The organism is Maribacter cobaltidurans (assembly GCF_002269385.1).
GTDB lineage: Bacteria > Bacteroidota > Bacteroidia > Flavobacteriales > Flavobacteriaceae > Maribacter > Maribacter cobaltidurans.
Genome location: NZ_CP022957.1, coordinates 2,735,946 through 2,758,988 on the forward strand (window position 1 = coordinate 2,735,946; position 23,043 = coordinate 2,758,988).

Here is a 23,043-nt window from a genome sequence, read left to right on the forward strand (position 1 = left end):
AATGAAAAATGTATTCACAATAATACTTGTCTTAATAAGTATGGGATTATATAGCCAGACTTTAGAGGAATACTTTAAGATAGCGGCAGAAAACAATCCGGGATTGCTTTCGCAGTACAAGGAGTTTGAAGCGGTATTGCAAAAAGTGCCGCAGGTAAGCACCTTGCCAGATCCTTCGCTTTCTTTTGGATATTTTGTTTCACCGGTGGAAACCAGGGTTGGACCACAAAAAGCTAGGTTTTCATTGACCCAAATGTTCCCTTGGTTTGGAACTTTAAAAGCACAAGGTGATGCCGCAGCACTTATGGCAGAAGCCAAGTATCAATCCTTTTTGGATGCCAAGAACAAATTGTACTATGAGGTTTCAGCGGCTTATTTTCCTTTGTACGAACTCCAAGAATGGATGAAAATTGAAGAAAGGAATATTGAAATTCTAGAGTCGTATAAGACCATTTCCAATTCAAAATTTAAAAATGGTGTAGGAACCTTGGTGGATGTCTTGAGAGTAGATATTTTTTTAAAGGAATCACAGACAAATCTGGAAATACTGAAAAAAAAGGAACGCCCGCTTTTAACAACTTTCAATAAATTATTAAACCGTGGTGAATTTGAACCGGTATCTATTTCTGAAACCCTTGAAATTGACATGTTGTCCTTTGATAATGGTAAAGATTCCCTTTTGGTAGATCATCCACTCTTAAATTCTTTGGAATTGAAGGTAAAGGCTGTAGAGGCCTCTGAACGGGCGGCTATTAAACAAGGTTTCCCAAAAATCGGCCTTGGCTTGGACTATGTAATGGTAGATAAACGTACCGATATGGTTGTGCCTGACAATGGCAAGGATGTATTAATGCCAATGGTAACCCTAAGCCTGCCTATTTTTAGGAAAAAGTATAAGGCAGCCGTAAAGGAAGCGCAATTAATGCAGGAAAGTTATTCGCTACAAAAGACAGAAATGACCAATTCATTATTATCAAATTACGAAATGGCCTTTTTTGATATTGAACAACAAACCGAGTTGGTGTCACTTTTCGATGAACAAATAACAGAGTCGGAACAGGCACTTAATCTGTTGTTTACGTCCTATGGGAATTCTGGAAAGGACTTCGAAGAGGTATTGAGAATGCAGCAACAATTGTTAAAGTACGATAAACTAAAAATAACCGCATTGAAACAATATAAAATAGCATTGGCTAAATTAAATTATATCACTGCAAAAAAATAAACAAATGAAATGAGCATAAATTTTTTCATCGACATATTTACCTACTGGGATGAATAAAATTTGTGCGAATTACTTAATGTCTTAAAATTTTTAAGGCATTAATCTTCAAAAAATTAAAAATTTTATACAGATGAAAACAGAAACAAAAAAAATCATAAAAGTGGCCGCATCTACCCTGGTTTTAGGCTTGTTGTTCGGGTGGCTATTGTTTGGAGGTTCAGAAAACAATAAAACAGATGAGCACCAACATACGGAAGAAGAAATAGCTGGAGAAACCATCTGGACCTGTTCCATGCATCCGCAGATCAGACAAAATGAACCAGGTGACTGCCCCATCTGTGGGATGGACTTAATTCCTTTGGGAGACGATAATGATTCAGAATTGGATCCCATGGTCATAAGCATGTCGCCAACAGCCATGCAGCTTGCCAACGTTTCAACAGCCGTAGTGGGCAAGACCAAGCCCATAAAGTTGCTTAAATTAAACGGCAAGGTTGAAGCCGATGAGCGGTCTGTATATTCCCAGTCATCCCATATACCTGGACGTATAGAAAGACTTATGGTCAATTTTACAGGTGAGAATGTAAACCAAGGGCAGGTGATTGCTTCCATTTACTCCCCAGATTTGGTAAACGCCCAGGAAGAGCTTTTTGAAGCGAGAAAGATTGTTGAGACCCAGCCACAGCTTTTTGATGCCGCAAAGGAAAAATTAAAAAACTGGAAACTATCTGATAAGCAAATCGTACAAATCCTCGAATCTGGTATTGTTAAAGAAGAACTACCCATACATGCCGATGTTTCGGGCTATGTAACCGAAAAAATGGTAAACCTTGGCGACTATGTCAACAAGGGCAAAGCATTATATCAAATTGCAAATCTTTATAATATTTGGGTATTATTCGATGTCTATGAATCGGATATGGCTTGGGTAAAAAAGGATGATGAGGTAAGTTTTACTATCCCTTCTTTACCAGGGGAAACCTTTAAAGGTCGCATTTCTTATATTGACCCGGTAATCAATCCCATGACAAGGGTAGCAAAGGCCAGGGTGGAAATCAACAACAAAGGTTTAAAACTAAAGCCTGAAATGTTCGTTTCTGGCACGGTGGAAGCGAAATTGCCGATAAAATCAGATGCTATCGTAGTTCCCAAAACCGCTGTGATGTGGACAGGACAGCGTTCTGTAGTATATGTTAAGAATACATCTGCAAAAGGTGTGAATTTTATGATGCGCGAAGTAACTTTAGGACCCGGTTTGGGGAATGGTTTCGTGGTAAACAAAGGCTTGGATGATGGGGACGAAATAGCCATTAACGGAACATTCAGTATTGATGCCGCAGCACAATTAGCGGGTAAGCCTAGTATGATGAATCCTGAGGGTGGTCCTGCAATGACGGGGCATAATCATGGGGGTATGAATATGGGTGACACTCCTAATTCTAAAGTGGAGTCTAAAAAATCAGTTCTAAAAAAAATAACAATTGGGCAGAATGCAAAAGATGCGCTTCAACCTCTTTTTACAAATTACATTGATATGAAAGAGGCTCTAACCAAAGATGATATGGAAGGCGCAAAAACGGCAGGAGCAAAAATATTAAAGACTTTGGAAGGGGTTAACATGTCCTTGTACACAGGAGATTCACACAATGTTTGGATGGGGTTGAGCAGCGATTTAAAAAACACGCTTCAACATGTTCAGCATTTCAAAACGCTGGAAGACATTCGAAAACCTTTCCAACAGGTATCCAGTACTATGATTGATTTGGAAAAGACATTTAGTCCTTATAACAAATCGTTATATGTGATGCACTGCCCAATGGCGAACAACAATAAGGGAGCCGATTGGTTGAGTACAACAAAAGAAGTAAAGAATCCCTACTACGGAGAAGCAATGCTTACTTGTGGAGAAGTAAAAGAAGAAATACAATGAAAACAAAAATGAAAACAAAATTAACATTATTATTTCTAGTTGCAATAACTACTGGTGTTTTTGCACAAGTAGTGCAAGTAGCAGAAGGTAATATATACAACCTTCCTGTTAGAGAACATACTATAACTTTGCGTGAAGCAACTGTAAATAAAGCAGGAAAAAATGTTATGGGAATGACCGTTAACGGTACTATCCCAGGGCCAACTTTAGAATTTACTGAAGGAGAATACGCGGTTATTTACGTAAAAAATGAAATGAGCGAAGAAACTTCTGTGCATTGGCATGGTTTGTTATTACCTAATTTTTATGATGGCGTACCCTATTTAACAACACCACCCATAGAACCTGGGCATACACAGAAATACGAATTTCCTATAAAACAATCTGGAACCTATTGGTACCATTCACATACAATGTTGCAAGAACAAAGTGGTGTTTATGGTTCTATAGTCATTCATCCAAAAGAACAACTATTGGAGTACGACAAAGAATTGGTCTTGATGTTGTCTGATTGGACCAACGAAAAACCAATGAATGTACTTCGCAATCTTAAACGAGGCAATGAATGGTACGGCATTAGAAAAGGAACGGCTACCCCATTGAACCGAGTAATTAAACGAGGTGCCATGGGAGCGCAATTAAACTTTTGGAGACAGCGAATGGAAGGTGCCGATATAGCCGATGTGTATTATCCTGCCTTTTTAATTAACGGCGAAGAAAGTATTGAGTATCCTGAATTTAAACCCGGTGAGAAAGTTAGATTAAGGATTATAGATGGAGGGGCTTCTACCTCTTTTTGGATGACTTTTGGAGGAGGAGACCCACTTTTAATTTCGGCTGATGGTCTTGATGTTGTGCCTGTTAAAAAGAACAAAACGTTCATAGGTATTGCAGAAACCTACGATTTTATTGTAACCATTCCAGAAAAAGGAAAAATTGAATTTAGAATTACGGCACAGGATGGTTCTGGTACGGCTTCAGCCTTTCTTGGAACCGGCGACGTGCTTCCTGCAGAGATTGTTCCGAGACCAGATAAGATTGGCATGATGCAGAAAATGGCAAAGATGGACATGAAAATGGGTGCACATGCATTAAAATATCGCCCTAAAAAAGATGAACGCTATAAAATGAAGGAAGAATATGGGATGCAGATGGATAAGATGCAAGGAATGGACATGGGTAATTCCGAAATGAAAGATGATGATATGAAAAATATGGATCATTCAAAAATGCAGGGCATGGAGATGAAGAAAGATTCCATAAAACAAGACAAGATGGAAGGCATGAAAAGGGATGACATGAACATGGAAATGCCAAAGGACACAACGGCCATAGACCATACGAAAATGAAAGGTATGGCAATGAATATGCAAAAAGATACCATCAGAATGGATACCATGGCTGGGATGAAAATGGAAGGAATGGATTTGTTTTCAGAATACAATTACGATTATTTGAAGTCGCCCGAAATAACCACCTATGATAAGGATGTTCCAGTTAAGGAAATATTGCTGAACCTTACCGGAAATATGAACCGTTATATCTGGAGCATGAACGGGGTGCCATTGTCTGAGGCGGATAAAATAAAAATAAATAACAGGGAAGTTACCCGTATAATATTCAATAACCTTACCATGATGCACCACCCCATGCACCTGCACGGGCATTTCTTCAGAGTACTTAATGAAAATGGAGAGTACTCACCATTAAAGCACACGGTAAATGTACCACCAATGCAAAAGGTAACCATTGAGTTTTATGGTAATAATGGCGACGAGTATGGTGATTGGTTTTTCCATTGTCATATTTTATATCACATGATGGGTGGTATGGCAAGGGTAGTATCTTATGATACACCAAGAGACCCAAGAATGAAAGGATATCCAGTTTCAAATTTGATAGCCGAAACTAACAAATACTATACTTGGGGTATGGTTGATGCTGCTTCGCATACAACGGCTCTCAATATTATAAGCTCCAATATTAGAAATCAATTTAATGCTTCTTTTGAATATGGATGGAACAAAAATTTAGAGGCCGAGGCAACCTACGAATATTACCTACACGATTATTTACGTGTTTTTGGAGGTGTAAATATTGAAAATGAAACCCGTAAAAGTCTTGACCAATTTAAAACAACCGCAGTGGTTGGGGTTCGCTATTTAACACCTTATTTATTTGCACTCGATGCCAGAATTGATAATGAATTACGACCGAGAATTGGATTGGGGAGAAGCATTATGCTGTTCCCAAGATTTTCCGTTTTTGGCTATTATGAGTACCAAATAGATTTAGGATTTGTAAATGACTTACCTGCAAATAAAGACTTCACTTCAGAAACAGTTTGGAGTGCAGGTGCAGAATATTTTTTATCGAGAAACGTATCCCTTATGGGCAGCTATGACAACCGTTTTGGTGGAGGTGGTGGGCTATCCGTGAGATTTTAATCATTCAATATATAAGTCAAATAAAAACAAGTATTAATCTAAATAAAAACAAAATGAAACGTTTAAAAGTAACAACAAGTATTATGGCAATTGCATTGGTAGCCCTTACAACCACTTCATGTAAAGACGCTAAAAAAGAGCATAACGACGAAGACGGCCACCATTCGGAACAAATGGATGACAATAGTCATATGGATGGCGCAATGGAAGAAGACCATAGCAAAATGGATCATGGCGATATGGAATCGTCGGATAAAATGATGGGCAACGCACAGCATGCATCAAAATCAACAACACTTATTGCCAATTACCTAGACCTAAAGGATGCACTAGTCTCCGACGACAAAGATGGTGCGGCGAAAGCCGGGGGCACGATGGTAACGGCTTTAAATAGTTTTGATGCCAGTTCTTTTAGTTCAGAACAACAAAAAGAATTGAAGGATATTATTGAAGATGCTACTGAACACGCCGAGCACATAGAAAAAAGCCCAATCGACCACCAAAGGGAACATTTTGATGTGTTGAGCAAAGATATGATAGACCTTATCGCCATTACAGGGACGGAAGAAAAGTTATATCAGGATTTTTGCCCCATGTACAATAACAACAAGGGGGCACAATGGCTGAGCGCTACCAAGGAAATAAAGAATCCATATTACGGGGCTAAAATGATGAGCTGCGGGAGTGTACAAAAGGAAATCAACTAAGTGAAGAAAAGTGTAAAAATCATTGCACTAGTGTTTTTGGTCGGGTTAGTGGGAATTCAGTTTATTCCCACGCAACCCAATCAAAGTGATAGTGTACCCGAAACGGACTTCATGCTAGTATATAATGTTCCTAAAACTATACAGAAGAAGTTACAGGTGTCATGTTATGATTGCCATAGTAACAACACTCAATATCCGTGGTACAATAAAGTGCAACCGGTGGCTTGGTTATTGGAAGACCATGTTAAGGAAGGAAAGGCCGAACTCAACTTTAACGAGTGGGATTCCCTGAGCAGTAGAAGAAAGGCAAGTAAAATAAAATCAATTATTAGTCAGATAGAAAATGACGAAATGCCTCTAGCCTCTTATACTCTTATCCACAGGGACGCCGTTTTTACGGATACTGAAAAACAGGACATCATCAACTTTTTAACGGAACTTAAAAATAAATTATAAACAACAATTAAATACAATAAAAATGAAATATCTAAAAATGAGTATGGCAGCAATGCTATTGTTAACCCTTTCTTTCACCAACGCACAGGAAAAAGAAAAAATGAACATGGATCATAGTAAAATGAACATGGATGGGATGAAAATGAACATGGAAAAAATGCAAGACATAAAGGCTGAAGCAATATTAAACGACTATTTCAGTCTAAAAGATGCCCTAGTTGCAGATGACACCAAAAAGGCAGCCCAAACAGGTGCTAAATTGGCGGTTTCACTAAAAGCCTTTGACAAGTCAAATTATACAGCAAATCAGCAAAAGGAACTGGTAGATATTATAGCAGACGCTATTGAACATGCAGAACATATTGCCAAAAGCAATATCGACCATCAACGCGAGCACTTTAAAACGTTGAGTAAGGATATAGCCGATATGGTGGCCATTACCGGAACAAAAAACACGCTATATCAGCAATTTTGCCCGATGTATGATGGTGGCAGTAATTGGTTGAGTGCTAGCAAGGACGTTAAGAATCCATATTACGGTAGTAAAATGTTGACGTGCGGAAAGGTTACACAAACTATAGAAATGTAGGCCTGAATAAGGGAAGGGGAGATAAAGTTAGCGGTTAATGTTTACAATGCTTCCCCTTTTCAGGCATTAATAGTTGATTCTTGCTGAGCACAGCTTTACGAGTATTAATAAAATAAAATGCAAAAAAAGATTTAACGTAAGCAAAACCAAAATGGAAGCATTGAGCCTTGACATTTTTATAGTACCAACCATTGCGTTGACCGTGGTCGTTCTGCTATATCTCTATTTTGCCAAACAGGTACGGGACAAAAAAAATTATAACAACTATATCATCGGTATTGCAGTAATAGCGTTTTCGTTCAATTTTATTTGGGAGCTGGCACAAGGTCTGCTCTATGAAGGTTTTGAATACGATTGGCAACATATATCGTTTTGTGCCCTCGCATCTGTAGCTGATATGTTGATGGTGCTTATCCTGCTTTTCGGATTTGGTTTGGTTTATAAAAATGTCTTTTGGACAAGCTCAATGGATATCAATAAAATATTCCCGTTGATTTTTATCGGAAGTGCTGGTGCAATTTTGGGAGAAATTTGGCATACATCACGGGGCGATTGGGCTTATGCAGAGGCAATGCCTATTGTACCATGGGTTAATGTGGGACTGTCGCCGCTACTACAATTTGCATTGTTACCCTATTTAATTTTTGTGATTGGTAAAAACTTTATAAACGAAGGGAATTTGGAAAAGTAAATCTGGGTCGGTCGGGAATGTGTTTTTGGATTGTTTGTTTGACATAGTTAATGTCCACCCAGATTCGTGTTATATTATTAAGTCCTGTTAGGGAAGGGGATATTGGTTAATCAATGGTTGGTGTTTAACGCTCTTCCCTTGACAGGCACAATAAACAAAATTAGGATTGAAATGAAAGATTGTTGTAAAAATGGCCCGGAAAAGTCAGGGAAACAAGGTTGGAAAAAGTGGTTCAACTATACCATTTTCATCATTATAGGCACTATTGTTATAGGTGCGCTTATTTTACAGATTATGAATAGTTCATCATAAAAACGATTGATTATGAAAAAAACAGTTTCATTTTTAGTACTGCTTTTAAGCCTAATGTCGCTTCATGCAAGTGCCCCTGAGTCCATTGGGAACAATTCGGGATATTCGGCGAATAGTTTGGGAACCTTTTATGCTCTTGAATTGTCCGAAAAACTACAGCAACATACCGAAAGCCACGCTGAAAAGCCCATAAACAAGGAGGAGGTGGCTTTGGATGAATTCGACAATTTACATCCGTTGGTGGTGCATTTTCCTATCGTACTCCTTTTGTTTGCGGCATTGCTCCAAGGTATTCAGCTGTTCGTCCTTAAAAGGAACTTGGACTGGGTTATCTTGTTTCTTATTGGTACTGGTTTTATTGGGGCCTACGTAGCGGGAACTTTTGTACACCCGCATACCCATGGCCTTACGGATATAGCCCAAAAAGTATTGGATAACCATGATAAATATGCAGATTGGACCATTTGGTCGAGCGCTCTGGCCGCAGTATTGAAGGTTATCAGCCTTTTTTGGATAAAACTGAATCGAGGTTTTGAAATAGCCGTTCTCCTTGTTATGGCCTTTTCGGCGTTCTCCGTTTCACAAGCAGGACATTATGGCGCTCAGCTCGTTTATATTCAGGGCGTTGGCCCACAGGGCCAGTATTTGGAAACTGAAACGCCAGAGGAAGAAAGCCATTCGCATTAAAAAATAAAGCATGAGAAGAATATTTTTAATATCGTCGATAACGCTGCTAGTTGTACTTGCAGGACTTATAATGTGGAAGCCTCATTTATGGTGGCTTGCGCTGTTGATCGCACCTTTTATGCTTCTCGGCACTAAGGACTATTTTCAAAAATCCAATAATATAAGACGCACCTATCCTTTGCTGGGAAGAATTACCATTCTATTGGAAAAACAACGTCACGTCGTTCAAGAAACGGTTTTATTGAATAGAACAGAGGGAAAACCTTTCAATTGGATACAGAAAGAAATTGTTTATAAACGTGCCGAAGATGCGGTCAAAAACCAACCCTTTGGAACGCAGATTCCGTATGACGAAGTTGGTCGCGAATGGTTTACCCATTCCACGTATCCTGCAAAGGAAATCAAAGATGATTTCAGGGTTACCATAGGAAGTTCAAAGTGTTCAAAACCCTATTCGGCAAGCATCCTCAATCTGGCTGGAATGAGCTATGGTTCCATAAGCAAAAATGCGACCCTTGCTTTTAACGGCGGTGCAAAAATCGCAGGATTTGCCCAAAATACCGGCGAAGGTGGATTTACCCCCTACCATCAGGAATATGGAGCCGATGTTATTTTTCAGTTTGGTACTGGATATTTTGGATGTAGGACAGAAGAAGGGGATTTCGACCCTAAAAAATTTGCAGAAATCGCATCCAATGAGGTGATCAAAATGATTGAGATAAAAGTCTCACAAGGTGCAAAACCCGGTTTTGGTGCCATTCTTCCTGCCAAAAAAAATACCGAGGAAATCGCAAAGTACAGGGACGTAGAAAAAGGAACCGAAATTCTATCGCCACCACATCACGCTGCATTTAGCAATGATTCGGAAATGATTGGCTTTATACAAAAATTACGAAAACTTTCTGGAGGAAAGCCTATTGGGATAAAAATGTGCATCGGACAGCAAGACGAATTCGAAAAAATGGTCCGCATTTTCGCTGAAAAGCAAAACTATCCAGATTTTATAGCCATAGACGGTGCAGAGGGTGGTTCCGGTGCTGCGCATATGGAATCGCTGCATTGGGCCGGACTCCCCATAATTGAAGCCATAGATTTTACACATTCCATTTTAAAGAAATATAAGCTACGTGATGAGATAAAATTAATGGCAGCAGGAAAAATAATATCGGCTTTTGATATCTATAGAATGTTGGCACTTGGTGCCGACGCCTGCTACAGCGCAAGGGGGATGATGTTTGCCCTGGGCTGTGTACAATCCTTAAAATGCAATCTGGATACCTGCCCTACGGGAATCACCACAATGGTACCTTCAAGGGTCGCATCATTGGTAGTAGAAGATAAAAAGACCAAAGTAGCCAACTACCATAAAAACACCATGGAAGCTTTTAAGGAGCTGCTAAAATCAATGGGGCTTGAAAGTAGAAAAGGTATCGACAAGAAGTTCATTGTCCGCCGAATCAATGAAAACGGGACAAAAACATACCAAGAATTATATTCAAACGGATTGAATGGTCGAAAAATAAAAAGCAATGGATAAAAATGCAATGTATTTTTTAATAATACTGTTGTTTTCTGGCAACGTGGCTATGAACGCCCAAAACTTTATAGTAAAGGAAGGAAGCGCATCCTTTAAGGCAAAAATGCCCCTTAATTCCTATATCGGTAAATCTGATGATTTACAGGGCACCATTGATTTTAAGGACGGTGCGTTGAACTTTTCGGTACCTGTAAAATCCATAAAGACAGACAATGAAAAACGGGATGGACATATGTACGAGTTGGTAAAAGCGGAAAAAAATCCCAATGTCGTTTTTGAAGGAAAGCTTAAAGACGATTTTGATTTTGACGAAAAAGCGGCGCAAACGCTCACCGCAAAGGGCGACTTTACCCTTGCGGGAGTTACACGGGAAATAACAATTCCTATTGAGTTGAAACTTGTTTCAGAAGAAACAATTCAGTTAAAAGTTTCTTGGTCCCTGTTGATTACCGATTATAATTTAGAACGCCCCAGTTTTACATTTATAAAAGTTAATGACAGGCACGACTTGAGTGTGGATGCGCTTCTTCAGAAAAAACAGTAATGAAGTAAAATTATAGTCGCAGAAAGTTGAATAATTCTATTTCGATGAAGCTTTAAAACTATAAAATTAAGTTGATGAACAGTAAACACATCTTTGCAGTAAGCACCTATTTCATAGCGATGGCCATCCCATTGCTAATGGTATATGGCTTAATGCCAACTACTGAAGAGGGGTTTATTGCGCAAATTGGGATGCTAATGGGTTTATCAGGTATAATGATGGTGTTCTTTCAATTTATCATTTCTGCCAGAATAAAATGGTTGGACCGATTGTTCGCCTATAACAACTTGATCGATTTTCATAGAAGAATGGGTATCTGGGCATTTATATTTATTGTGGCCCATTTTATGCTGCTTACCTTATCAGAGCAATCTTTTGATATGCTTTTGGGCTATGACGAACCTTGGTTCATCAATTTGGGCAAAATTGCGTTTTTAATATTGTTAGTTCAGGTTGTAGTAAGTATCGGCCACAGGAAAATAAAAATAAACTATGAACGGTGGCGTGCTATGCACGATGTATTTGCCATCGGCATTCTTCTATTGATGTTCGTGCACAGTTTTTATGCTGGGGACGATTTGGAGTTGTTGCCATTACAGGTATTATGGTTCATTCTCCCCCCTACTGCCATAGCGTTTTTTATATGGCAACGGTACTTTTTGTTCACGTTCGCACCCAAATATAAAGTGCTAAATGTTGTAAAAAAGGCCAACAACACATACAGCGTTCAGTTTGTTCCTATAAATGGCAATGAGCCCTATTCGCATAACCCAGGGCAGTTCCACTTTATCAAATTTATAGATTGTAGGCATATAAAATCTGAAGAACACCCATTTACCATATCCTCAAGCCCAAGCCAAAAATTGCATTTGGCATCCACAATTAAAGCATCGGGCGATTTTACCAGTCAAATCCATCAACTTCAAGAAGGTGATAAGGTTAAAATCATAGGGCCGTTCGGCAAGATGTCCCATATAGAAAAATCGCACTCGGGCCCCATAGTATTTATTGCGGGTGGCATAGGAATAACGCCTTTTGTGAGTATGTTGCAGTATATGGCAGATAAAGGTGAGGAGCGGGAAGTAATGCTGTTCTATTCCAATGCCACCGAATCGGACATTGCCTTTAGAGAAGAGTTAAGCCACATTTCAGAAAACACCTCCCTAAAACTGAAAGTAGTGCATATACTCAGCAAACAGGATGATTGGGAAGGTGAAAAAGGACGGTTTGATATGGAATTATTGAAAAAATACTGTTCTGCCCCGCTCTCGCAGAATGATTATTATGTATGCGGCCCTCCACTTATGATCGAGGTTGTAATCAAGGATTTGAGACAATTGCAAGTGCCACTAAATAAAATACACAGTGAAATGTTTGGGCTTGCGCAATCTGGCTCGCCCATTACCTATCATAAAAAACAAGCCCAATTGGTTTCCAGGCTTATTGTTCTTGCTTTATTGGTACTGGTCATTTTATTTGCAGGGCTTCGGTCGGGCTGGAAATTATTTGGGGCAATGCATTAAAAGGAGATTATGGTACTTTGATATTGTCCAATATAAAAAATGAAACCAAGCTAAATCAAGATGGAATGTAAAAATGGAAAAAATAGTAAATAAAAAGATTGTTGAATTAAATAAATAATTATGAGAACATTAATAAAAATGGTAGTCTGCCTTATAATAGGTGTTACCGCAGTCAGTTGCTCGGTCAGTTCTTCGGCCATCGTTACCGATTATGACCGAGAGGTACCATTTGGAAATTACAAAACTTTTTATTGGAGCGATGATTTTCAAATGGACAGCAATAAGGAAAACGAGCCGCTTTTTTTTAACACATTGATAAAGAAACGCTTAAAAGCCGCCATACAAGAACAAATGGAAAATAAAGGCTATGTCTTGGATAAGAACAATCCAGATTTACTGGTAGATTCCCGTGTTGTGGTCCAGACAAGGAATATGAACTACAACAGTGGCGGCTACCCCTACTTCCCTTCTTATGGTCACGGCTTCGGACACTTTGGTGCTTATGGCTATGGATATTATGGCGGTTACCAATCAACTGAAGAACATAAGGAAGGTGGTGTCGTTATCGAACTTATAGATATGAACAGACGGCAATTGGTCTGGCAAGGGTTTGCGCCCGATGTACTCCACGCAGATACCACAGATAAACAAAAGGAAATCAGGGAGGCCGTAGCGAAGATATTCGCGAAATATCAATTTGGAAAGACTGTAAAAAATTAATTTAAAAAAACTTGATTTTGGGAGATGGATGATTTTGTTGATTGATAGTTCATATCCCATCTTCAAGTACTGATTTAAGCAGACAAATGTACTGTGTTTGCAAAACTTTTATATTGAAAATGTACCAATAACAATAGTGGAAGAAACAATAAAAACTATATCAACCGGCAAGGGGTTTTACGGACAGCTCTTTAAAAAAGTATTGCTTACCGCAACAGCGGTTATTGCCATATCATTGAGTTATATATTTTGGGCACAAGCTGATACCGACATCCTTTGGCAACATATTCTTATTGTCGGTTTGGCTTTAATAAAGACCGTTATTATTGTTAGGCTTACGTTTACGCAGTTGGCCAAAATAATTGGCGAAAGCCATCAGCTTGCGCACGTCCTCACCTTATTTGCGGTATTGATTGTATTGATTGTTTTTTCTTTCACGGCAGATTATCACGCTTTATATGTTTTGAACCCCGGAAATTTTAAATCGAGCACAGCACTCAATGGTTCATTTTTGGTACAGTTTTTTGAGTTTATCTATTTCAGTATGATCACATTTTCCTCGGTGGGCTATGGCGATATCGTGCCGATTTCCATTTCGGGAAAAATACTGGTGATTCTGGAGATTTTCTTGAGCTTTTTGGTCCTTGTCTTTGGCATTGCCAATATAAATAGAATACACGTCGATAACAAATAACCCTTTAAAACTAAAATTATGAAATGAGCATGACCGAAAACTCGTCGCAAATACGAATTAAGATATGCGAATTGCTGAATGTCTTAAAATTTTTAAGACATTAATTTTCAAAAAATTAAAAATTTTATACAGATGAAAACCTTTAAATTAACAACTTTAGTAGCGCTATTAATTATGGCGACAAGCCCATTATTTAGCCAAGATGCAAAAACAGAAAAAGAAGCAGTGCTTACAGTAATGAAAAGCTATAAGGATGCCCTACAAAATCTTACGACCGATGGTACTTTCGAATTATTTACCGAGGATTCCGAGGTTTTTGAATCGGGAGGCGTCGAGGGTACGTACAGCCACTATATAGAACATCATTTAGGACCGGAATTGGGTCATTTTGAAAAATTCGAATTTTCAGATTATGAAATCGATGTAAAGGTAGATGTACCCTATGCCTTTACTACCGAAACGTACCTATATACCATTGTCCTCAATCCGGACGACAAGGGAAATAGTCGGACCATAAAGAAAAAAGGGGTAGCAACCTCACTCCTTAAAAAAATAGATGGAAAATGGAAAATAATAAAAACCCATTCATCTTCAAGAAATACAAAATAACAACCGATGAGTAGATATATTTCAATAAGTATAGTGTTCGGTCTTCTTCTTATTACCAGTTGTAAAGAGAAGAAAACCGAGCCAATGCCAGAACAGTCAAAAGAAGCAACCACAGACCAACCGCCAAAAAAAGAGCTAAGCCCACACACCTCTGCAATGGCGACCATTGGTAATGCGCACATCCATATTGATTATTCATCGCCAGGGGTTAGGGACAGGATGATTTTTGGTGGTTTGCTGGCGTATGACCAAGTCTGGCAAGCTGGGGCACATATGGCTACGTGGATAGAGACAGATACGGATATAGAAATAGATGGTAAGGAACTGAAAGCAGGTAAATATGGATTTTTTACCATTCCTACAAAAGAAGAATGGACCATCATTTTAAATTCCAATTGGAACCAGCACGGAAAGGATGAATATGACGAAAAAGATGATGTAATACGATTTAAGATAACACCGATTATTGCAGATAGTCTAAAAGAACACTTAGAATATAATATCAAGAAAATTAGTGATACGGAAGGTGAGATAACATTAGCTTGGGAAAAAGTTAAAGTAGTAATTCCATTCAAAGTAAAATAACAAGATAGGGTCAACAAGGGTACGATGATAAAAAATATAAAAAAACGTGTATCATCAAAGAATAAAAAACTAATACAGTTTAAACCGTGAACGAATTTTTAAAACAATGGGGCGAAGCCGCCTATACGACTACCGGATTTTTCTGGATGGCGCTTTGGGCATTCATTTTGGGTTATATCATCAGTAGTATGATACAGATTTTCGTGACCGAAAAGAGGATGCAAAAAACAATGGGCGAAAACGAAGGCAAAAGTGTGCTGTTGGGCACGTTTTTCGGCTTTATAAGCAGCTCGTGCAGTTTTTCGGCTTTGGCAGGTACAAAATCCATCTTTAAGAAAGGGGCAAGCTTTGTGTCTTCCATTGCTTTTCTGTTGGCATCTACCAATCTCGTCATAGAATTGGGGATTATCATTTCCATCTTTTTAGGTTGGCAGTTCGTGGTGGGCGAATATGTAGGTGGTATTCTCTTGATTGGTATTTCGTGGATTCTGATACGACTCATCAATCCTAAAAAACTCATCGAAAAAGCCCGTAAGAATCTCGAAAATGAAGATGATGATGAGATGGACGGTTCCAAAGATTGGAAGAAACAAATCAAGAACGAAGACAGTTGGGCGCGCGTTGCCAAAAAATATAAGATGGAATGGCAAATGGTATGGAAGGATGTAACCGTAGGTTTTACCATTGCAGGTATAACAGCAGCTTTTGTGCCAGATTCGTTCTTTCAGACCTTATTTATAAATAGTGGTCAAGGCAATACAGATTTCACATTTCTCGAAATTCTGGAACATATTGTGGTCGGTCCAGTTGCCGCATTTTTGACTTTTATCGGTTCAATGGGCAACATTCCGTTAGCAGCGTTACTATTCGGAAAAGGCGTGAGTTTTGCTGGCGTAATGGCCTTTATTTTTAGTGATTTGGTGGTTTTTCCAGTACTGAGAATCAATGCAAAGTATTATGGTTGGAAAATGTCATTGTTTATCTTGTTTTTATTATTTACAGCATTAATTGGTACGGCATTGGCACTTCATTATGGATTTGATTTATTGAATATGCTACCAGGTTCATCACAAGTGAAGATTCAGGATAGCGAATTTTTCAAGATTGATTATACCTTTTTCTTGAACGTTGCTTTTCTCATCATTTCGGCCTATCTCGTATATCTGGGTTTTTTCAAGAAAAAAGATGTAGAACATTCAATGAGCGAGATGGCACCCAAAAGTCCATTGTTGGAAAGTGTTTTAAAATATGCAGCCTTCATCTGTTATATATGGCTTGCAGGAGGACTGATTGTAAATTTTTTAATCAACTAAAATTAGTGGCTATGAAAACATTCGATACCCTTTCCCAAACAATGACCCACTTGCAAAAGCAAGGTTATACCTACGATTTTAATTTATGTTCGGGACACATTGAATGTAATGCGCTAAAGCTAAAATTACATCCAGAGGATTTCGATGTAGATGAGATGCATCGTTTTGAAGGAATGAGCAGTACCGATGACAACAGCGTTCTTTACGCTATTTCATCAAAAAATGGAATTAAAGGATTATTGGTCGATGCCTATGGTGTCTATGCAGAGAATATTTCTGAAGCAATGCGAAAAAAATTAAGATAAAATGAAACATACCTATCACATACACGGAATGACCTGCAAAGGTTGCCAGAATCACGTCGAAAAAACCCTTTCCAATATAGAGGGAGTAACCAGTGCATCGGTCAATTTGGAAAAGGCAGAAGCCACCATCGAAATGGAATCTCACATTCCTATCGAGACTTTTCAAAAGGTATTAAATGATGACGGCGGTACGTATTCTATCCACAAACCGGGCGAGCATCATCATAAAGAGGATTCCGCTTCCGCGAAAGCGAAAAAACCACAACCCAAAGGCAAAGGAACAGGAACCTTCTACTGTCCAATGCATTGCGAAGGAGATAAAACCTACGACAAGCCAGGCGACTGTCCTGTCTGCGGAATGGATTTAGTCGAGGAACAAAATTTAACCGCCACCACTTCCGAGCAATGGACCTGCCCTATGCACCCTGAAGTTGTTAAAGACGGACCTGGAGACTGCCCTATTTGTGGGATGGACCTGGTGCCGATGGAACCAGACCTATCGGCAGAAGAAAAGACCTATAAAAAATTACTTAAAAAATTCTGGATAGCGGTTGTCTTTACGTTGCCTATATTCTTTATAGCAATGTCAGAAATGCTGTCAAACAATCCCTTGGAAAGTATTCTCGAAATAAAATACTGGAACTGGGCTCAGTTTGTGCTTTCCCTTCCCGTGGTTTTCTATGCTACGTGGATGTTCTTTGAACGTGCGTATCGCAGTATTGTCACCTGGAACCTAAATATGTTTACGCTCATTGGGATAGGTACCGGAGTGGCTTGGGTTTTTAGTGTTTTCGGTATGCTATTCCCTCAGATATTTCCACAAGACTTTTTAACGGAATCAGGAACTGTATTTGTGTACTTTGAGGCGACCACAGTTATTTTAACGCTGGTGCTACTCGGCCAGGTACTTGAGGCTCGTGCGCATAGTAAGACCAATTCTGCGGTCAAGGAACTCTTAAAACTTGCGCCCAATAAAGCCATTAAGGTAGTCAATGGAAATGAGGAGGAAGTTTCCATCGACCAGATAGAGAAAGGAGATATATTACGGGTGAAGCCAGGAGATAAAATTCCTGTTGATGGCAAAATTACCGAAGGAGAAACTACCGTAGATGAATCGATGATTTCGGGAGAGCCCATTCCAGTTAATAAATCTGTAGATGACAAAGTAAGTAGCGGTACCATAAACGGCAACCAGTCGTTCTTGATGGAGGCCGAAAAAGTAGGTAGCGACACATTACTTTCCCAAATCATCAAAATGGTAAACGATGCCAGTCGCAGTCGTGCGCCCATCCAAAAATTGGCCGATACGGTTTCAGGCTATTTTGTGCCAGTAGTCATATTTATTGCGGTCATAACCTTTATCGTTTGGGCAATCTGGGGTCCGGAACCCGCTTATGTCTATGGGTTTGTGAATGCCATTGCCGTACTGATAATCGCCTGCCCCTGCGCCTTGGGGTTGGCCACACCTATGTCCGTTATGGTTGGCGTTGGTAAAGGAGCACAAAATGGTGTGCTAATCAAGAATGCCGAAGCTCTGGAAAAAATGGACAAGGTGGACACCCTTATCGTGGATAAGACTGGAACCATTACTGAAGGAAAACCTACGGTTGAGAAGGTAGGTTCTTTTGATGATAAACAATTTAGCGAAAGCGAAATTCTACATTTTATTGCATCCCTAAACAGTTCCAGCGAGCATCCATTGGCCGAAGCTACTGTGAAATACGGAAAGCAGCAGAATGTTGAACTATCAAAAACCGAAAATTTCAGCGCAATAACGGGAAAAGGCGTAGAAGGTACTGTTGATGGCAAGAAGCTCGATTTAGGAAACGATAGGATGATGGAATATGCCAAGGCTACTATTTCATCTGCTATGAAAGATGAAGCACAATCCTTTCAAAAACAAGGGAAAACCGTTTCGTATTTAGCTATTGATGGTAAGGTTTCAGGCTATGTCGTGATAGGCGACAAAATCAAGAAAACAAGCGCCAAGGCCATCAAGGAATTACAGGACAAGGGGATTGCCGTGATAATGCTCACGGGCGATAACCACGATACAGCACAGGCCGTAGCATCAGAGCTAAACCTTGCTGACTTTAAAGCCAGTATGTTACCTGAAAATAAGTTGCAGGAAGTTGAAAAATTGCAGAATGAAGGGAAGGTGGTCGCAATGGCAGGTGATGGCATCAATGATGCACCAGCACTGGCAAAAAGTAATGTGGGAATCGCTATGGGGACAGGTACAGATGTAGCCATAGAAAGTGCGATGATAACCTTGGTAAAAGGTGATTTGCACGGTATCGTAAAAGCTAAAAATTTAAGCCATATGGTTATGCGAAATATCAAGCAGAATCTCTTTTTCGCTTTCATCTATAATACCTTAGGTGTGCCCATTGCGGCTGGAGTCCTATTTCCGTTTTTCGGTTTGTTATTATCACCTATGATTGCAGCTTTGGCAATGAGTTTTAGTTCCGTATCGGTTATTGCAAATGCCTTACGATTACGTACCAAAAAAATCGAAAGCTAATGGTCAATAGAAAAACAGCAAAATGGATTCGAAAAGCCCACCGCTACTTGGGTATCTTCCTGGGTATTCAGTTCCTGATGTGGACGATTAGCGGGATGTATTTTAGCTGGACGGATATTGATGAAATACACGGCGACCAGTTCAAAAAACAGGAGCCAAAACAGATGGTTTTTTCAGATTTATTGGGTACGGGTCAATTAAATAGTATGCAACCCATCCAATCGCTGGAATTATTGGAAATAGCAGAAGAACCTTACTATTGGATAAACGAAGCAAAGCTTTATAATGCCAAAACAGGAGAGGGAAAGGAAGGTATCACTAAAGAAGAAGCGCAAGAGGTAGCACAAAGATATATGCTTCCAGAGCTTAAAATTGCCGCAATAAAAAGGATAGAAGAAGTCGGAAACCACCACGAGTACCGCGGACGACCATTACCTGCTTATGAGATTTCATATAAAACCGATGAAAATTTAAAAGCCTACGTGGCGATTGAGAATGGTGCTTTTCAAACAGTACGTCATCGCGATTGGCGCTGGTTCGATTTTTTATGGATGACCCACACAATGGATTATGACACGAGGGATAACTTCAACACCATTGTTTTAAGAGCCTTTTCGCTCTTAGGCTTGATAACGGTATTGAGCGGCTTTTTGCTTTGGTATATTTCATCACCATCTGTACGAAGGATGAAAAGCAAATCAAGAAGGTAATTTTTGAATGAGTGGAGACGCAATATATGAAAAGAAAAAACCTAAGTAAGCGCGAGATTAGAAAAATGCCATTTGAAAAGGAAGGTGCTTATATTTTATGGGTCATTATCATACTTTTAATAGTACATACGCTCATTGTACTGGTTTTGAAAAATATTAGTGAATCCATATAAATTTTTAAGAAACAATAACATTTCAATTTTCAATATCATGAACAAGAACATCATTTACATTGCAGTGGCTGCGTTAGCGGTCGGTTTATTGGGGGGATATTTTATTTTCTCAAATGCTGAGGCCGATCAATTGGCCATAAAAGATCTTTCGGATATGTCCGATAGCCATGACCATTCCGGAGAATCCGAGAATCAGATGTGGACCTGCTCCATGCACCCACAGATCATGCAACCCGAACCGGGAGACTGCCCAATCTGCGGTATGGATCTCATTCCCGCTGAAACCGGAGGAGAAGGGCTGGGCCAAACGAAATAAGGATGACGGACAACGCCTTGGCATTAGCCAATATACGGGCCTCTACCGTTGGTACAGGTGGTTCGGATGGGAGTTCACTTAAGCTCTCAGGAAAGATTCGCGAGAACGAAGAAGCCAATGCTACCCAAGCTACATATTTTGCGGGTCGCATTGAACGGCTAAATGTGAATTATACCGGAGAGAACGTTGCCAAGGGCAAACTTTTGGCAACCATCTATTCCCCAGAATTGGTAAGCGCACAACAAGAGCTGTTGACGGCCGCATCCATGAAGGAATCGCAACCGGCATTATACAATGCCGTTCGCAATAAATTAAAATTATGGAAGCTTTCTGACAATCAAATAGATAAGATAGAAGAAGTGGGCAAAGTGCAGGAAAACTTTCCAGTCTATGCCACAGTTTCAGGAACGATTACCGATATCATGGTTGAAGAAGGAGATTATGTAAAACAAGGGCAGCCTTTGTACAAAATTGCCAACTTAAATTCCGTTTGGGCGGTATTCGATGCCTATGAAAATCAGATAGCATCGTTGAAGGAGGGTCAGGAGGTCAAGATAACGACGAATGTCTATCCCAATGAAGAATTTACGGCTAAAATATCCTTTGTAGACCCGTTACTTAATTCTTCTACAAGAACGGTTATGGTAAGGGCAATACTTAACAATAAGGATAATCTCTTGAAGCCGGGTATGTTCGTGGAAGGTACAATCAAAGCTGCCGAAATGCCAATGGATAACGCGGTTATTGTCCCCGCTAGCGCCGTGATGTGGACGGGGGAACGGTCGGTGGTCTATGTAAAGACCAATCCCAATGAGCCTGTCTTCGAAATGCGCGAAGTTGCCCTTGGAAATACCAATGGCGATACCTATACCATAATCAGCGGGCTTGAAAACGGGGATCAAATTGTGACCAACGGAACATTTAGTGTTGATGCGGCCGCACAGTTACAGGGTAAAAAATCGATGATGAACGCAGAAGGAGGCAAAACCATGACCGGGCATGAGGGTCATTTGGGTATGCAGGAAGGAGATAAAATGGAACCCTCAACAAGTACGGGCACCGACCATTCTAATATGAAAAAAAGGATTAAAGTATCAAGTGAGTTTCAAGGTCAGTTGAAGCAGATTTTCGAAGCCTATATAGATGTTAAGGATGCCTTGGTAAACGATGATGGCGCGGCCGCACAAAAAGAAGCAAAACAAATGGAAGAAAGTTTGGCCAAAGTCGATATGAAGTTGCTAAAAGACAAAGAGGCACATGATCATTGGATGACCATTCAAAAAGAGCTCAAAGCATCGTCCAATGCAATGGCCAGCACTTCGGATGTCAAGGGGCAAAGAGACCACTTTAAACATTTATCGGCCCACATGATCAGCGGTGTTCAGCTTTTTGGAGTCAATCAAAAAGTGTACAACAGCTTTTGCCCGATGGCAGATAGCAATAAGGGAGCCAATTGGCTAAGCCTGGAAAAGGAGATTCGAAACCCATATTATGGAGAAGCGATGATGACCTGTGGAGAGGTAAAAGCTACTTTGGAATAATTAATTTCCGTAAAAGGCGGATGTGGCCAATAGGTACTAAGTTCCGCTTTTTTACTTTAAAAAAGTTGGATGACGATGAGCGAGAACAGAAGGAAAAGGAGAAAGAAAGAGAGAAAAAAACCGCAAAACAATATCGATAAGAAAGATAAAATTTACGGAATACTGGCGATAGTGCTATTATTTCTTATAGCCACTATATTAGTTATTATCAATGCATTTTCATAGTAACTTTCCTTATGATAGAAGTTGAAACTGGAATAACATGAGCAACATCATCCACATAAAAAATATGGTCTGCCCCAGATGTATAGCGGCAGTATCCAATATTTTGAAAGATTTGGAGATTCCATATGTATCTATAAAATTGGGAGAAGTGGAATTGCCTGCAACACTTGCTTTAAAGAAAAAATTGTCCTTGTCCATAGAGCTTCAGGAATCCGGATTCAGCTTGATAAACGACCGTAAAAGTCAACTTATAGAACAGATGAAAACCTTGGTCGTGGACAAAATCCATCATTCTTCCGATGGATTGGATATTAAATGGGCGGACTATATAAGCGAAAAACTCCATCTTGATTACAAGTACTTAAGTTCCCTTTTTTCATCTGTGGAAAGCATCACTTTTGAACAGTATATCATCACCCAAAAGATTGAAAGGGTAAAGGAATTATTGGTGTATGACGAACTTACCTTGAGCGAAATTGCCTATCAACTGGGGTACAGCAGCGTGGCCTATTTAAGCAATCAATTTAAAAAAATCAATGGTATGGCACCTACACAATTTAAGAAGAGTACTATACAGAATAGAAAGTTTTTGGATGATGTTTAAGAAGTTTTTGTTGCAAGTTCACTTTATCAAGAAAGCTGTCCAAGGCAACTAGACCATCTCAATACTTCATAATATA

General features: G+C 39.5%; 22 protein-coding genes and 1 pseudogene. All 23 read left to right on the forward strand.

Annotation, left to right across the window (positions count from 1 at the left end):
- Position 1: 1 nt before the first annotated feature.
- Positions 2 to 1,225 carry a TolC family protein gene (locus tag CJ263_RS12095; RefSeq protein WP_094997512.1) on the forward strand — a complete coding sequence of 408 codons (1,224 nt, stop codon included), beginning with the start codon at positions 2 to 4 and terminating at the stop codon, positions 1,223 to 1,225.
- A gap of 130 nt (positions 1,226 to 1,355) precedes the next feature.
- A complete protein-coding gene (locus CJ263_RS12100; protein ID WP_094997513.1) occupies positions 1,356 to 3,155 on the forward strand; it encodes an efflux RND transporter periplasmic adaptor subunit in 1,800 nt (599 codons plus the stop codon).
- An 8-nt stretch (positions 3,156 to 3,163) separates the two neighbouring features.
- On the forward strand, positions 3,164 to 5,602 hold the full coding sequence (locus CJ263_RS12105) for a multicopper oxidase domain-containing protein (RefSeq protein WP_094999232.1): 2,439 nt from the start codon (positions 3,164 to 3,166) through the stop codon (positions 5,600 to 5,602).
- 53 nt (positions 5,603 to 5,655) lie between these two features.
- On the forward strand, positions 5,656 to 6,309 hold the full coding sequence (locus CJ263_RS12110) for a DUF3347 domain-containing protein (protein WP_094997514.1): 654 nt from the start codon (positions 5,656 to 5,658) through the stop codon (positions 6,307 to 6,309).
- On the forward strand, positions 6,310 to 6,765 hold the full coding sequence (locus CJ263_RS12115) for a heme-binding domain-containing protein (protein WP_229702447.1): 456 nt from the start codon (positions 6,310 to 6,312) through the stop codon (positions 6,763 to 6,765). It begins immediately after the preceding gene.
- Between the two features lie 22 nt (positions 6,766 to 6,787).
- A complete protein-coding gene (locus CJ263_RS12120; RefSeq protein ID WP_094997515.1) occupies positions 6,788 to 7,354 on the forward strand; it encodes a DUF3347 domain-containing protein in 567 nt (188 codons plus the stop codon).
- Between the two features lie 151 nt (positions 7,355 to 7,505).
- Complete coding sequence (locus CJ263_RS12125; RefSeq protein ID WP_094999234.1) at positions 7,506 to 8,045, forward strand: hypothetical protein; 540 nt, start codon at positions 7,506 to 7,508, stop codon at positions 8,043 to 8,045.
- A gap of 171 nt (positions 8,046 to 8,216) precedes the next feature.
- Complete coding sequence (locus tag CJ263_RS21120) at positions 8,217 to 8,357, forward strand: hypothetical protein (protein WP_188669468.1); 141 nt, start codon at positions 8,217 to 8,219, stop codon at positions 8,355 to 8,357.
- 12 nt (positions 8,358 to 8,369) lie between these two features.
- On the forward strand, positions 8,370 to 9,044 hold the full coding sequence (locus CJ263_RS12135) for a DUF2231 domain-containing protein (RefSeq protein WP_229702448.1): 675 nt from the start codon (positions 8,370 to 8,372) through the stop codon (positions 9,042 to 9,044).
- 10 nt (positions 9,045 to 9,054) lie between these two features.
- Positions 9,055 to 10,581 (forward strand): FMN-binding glutamate synthase family protein, encoded by a 1,527-nt coding sequence (locus CJ263_RS12140; protein ID WP_094997517.1) that lies wholly within the window; start codon positions 9,055 to 9,057, stop codon positions 10,579 to 10,581.
- Positions 10,574 to 11,125, forward strand: a complete 552-nt coding sequence (locus tag CJ263_RS12145) for a YceI family protein (protein ID WP_094997518.1) — start codon at positions 10,574 to 10,576, stop codon at positions 11,123 to 11,125. Before CJ263_RS12140 ends, CJ263_RS12145 begins: the two co-directional genes overlap by 8 nt.
- Positions 11,126 to 11,199: 74 nt before the next feature.
- Positions 11,200 to 12,648, forward strand: a complete 1,449-nt coding sequence (locus CJ263_RS12150; protein ID WP_094997519.1) for a ferredoxin reductase family protein — start codon at positions 11,200 to 11,202, stop codon at positions 12,646 to 12,648.
- A 120-nt stretch (positions 12,649 to 12,768) separates the two neighbouring features.
- Positions 12,769 to 13,368 (forward strand): DUF4136 domain-containing protein, encoded by a 600-nt coding sequence (locus CJ263_RS12155; RefSeq protein ID WP_094997520.1) that lies wholly within the window; start codon positions 12,769 to 12,771, stop codon positions 13,366 to 13,368.
- A gap of 136 nt (positions 13,369 to 13,504) precedes the next feature.
- Positions 13,505 to 14,062 carry a potassium channel family protein gene (locus tag CJ263_RS12160; RefSeq protein WP_094999235.1) on the forward strand — a complete coding sequence of 186 codons (558 nt, stop codon included), beginning with the start codon at positions 13,505 to 13,507 and terminating at the stop codon, positions 14,060 to 14,062.
- Between the two features lie 132 nt (positions 14,063 to 14,194).
- Positions 14,195 to 14,671 carry a YybH family protein gene (locus tag CJ263_RS12165; protein ID WP_094997521.1) on the forward strand — a complete coding sequence of 159 codons (477 nt, stop codon included), beginning with the start codon at positions 14,195 to 14,197 and terminating at the stop codon, positions 14,669 to 14,671.
- Positions 14,672 to 14,677: 6 nt separating this feature from the next.
- A complete protein-coding gene (locus tag CJ263_RS12170) occupies positions 14,678 to 15,256 on the forward strand; it encodes a DUF2911 domain-containing protein (RefSeq protein WP_094997522.1) in 579 nt (192 codons plus the stop codon).
- 86 nt (positions 15,257 to 15,342) lie between these two features.
- Positions 15,343 to 16,569 (forward strand): permease, encoded by a 1,227-nt coding sequence (locus CJ263_RS12175; RefSeq protein WP_094997523.1) that lies wholly within the window; start codon positions 15,343 to 15,345, stop codon positions 16,567 to 16,569.
- 11 nt (positions 16,570 to 16,580) lie between these two features.
- Complete coding sequence (locus CJ263_RS12180) at positions 16,581 to 16,874, forward strand: phosphoribosylpyrophosphate synthetase (RefSeq protein ID WP_094997524.1); 294 nt, start codon at positions 16,581 to 16,583, stop codon at positions 16,872 to 16,874.
- 1 nt (position 16,875) lies between these two features.
- Positions 16,876 to 19,398 (forward strand): heavy metal translocating P-type ATPase, encoded by a 2,523-nt coding sequence (locus CJ263_RS12185; RefSeq protein ID WP_094997525.1) that lies wholly within the window; start codon positions 16,876 to 16,878, stop codon positions 19,396 to 19,398.
- On the forward strand, positions 19,398 to 20,108 hold the full coding sequence (locus tag CJ263_RS12190; RefSeq protein ID WP_094997526.1) for a PepSY domain-containing protein: 711 nt from the start codon (positions 19,398 to 19,400) through the stop codon (positions 20,106 to 20,108). The genes CJ263_RS12185 and CJ263_RS12190 overlap by 1 nt, the downstream gene beginning before the upstream one ends.
- Positions 20,109 to 20,134: 26 nt before the next feature.
- On the forward strand, positions 20,135 to 20,281 hold the full coding sequence (locus tag CJ263_RS20960) for a hypothetical protein (protein ID WP_158657143.1): 147 nt from the start codon (positions 20,135 to 20,137) through the stop codon (positions 20,279 to 20,281).
- Between the two features lie 37 nt (positions 20,282 to 20,318).
- Positions 20,319 to 22,138: pseudogene (locus tag CJ263_RS12195) on the forward strand (efflux RND transporter periplasmic adaptor subunit).
- Positions 22,139 to 22,400: 262 nt separating this feature from the next.
- Complete coding sequence (locus CJ263_RS12200) at positions 22,401 to 22,967, forward strand: helix-turn-helix domain-containing protein (protein WP_094997527.1); 567 nt, start codon at positions 22,401 to 22,403, stop codon at positions 22,965 to 22,967.
- Positions 22,968 to 23,043: the final 76 nt, after the last annotated feature.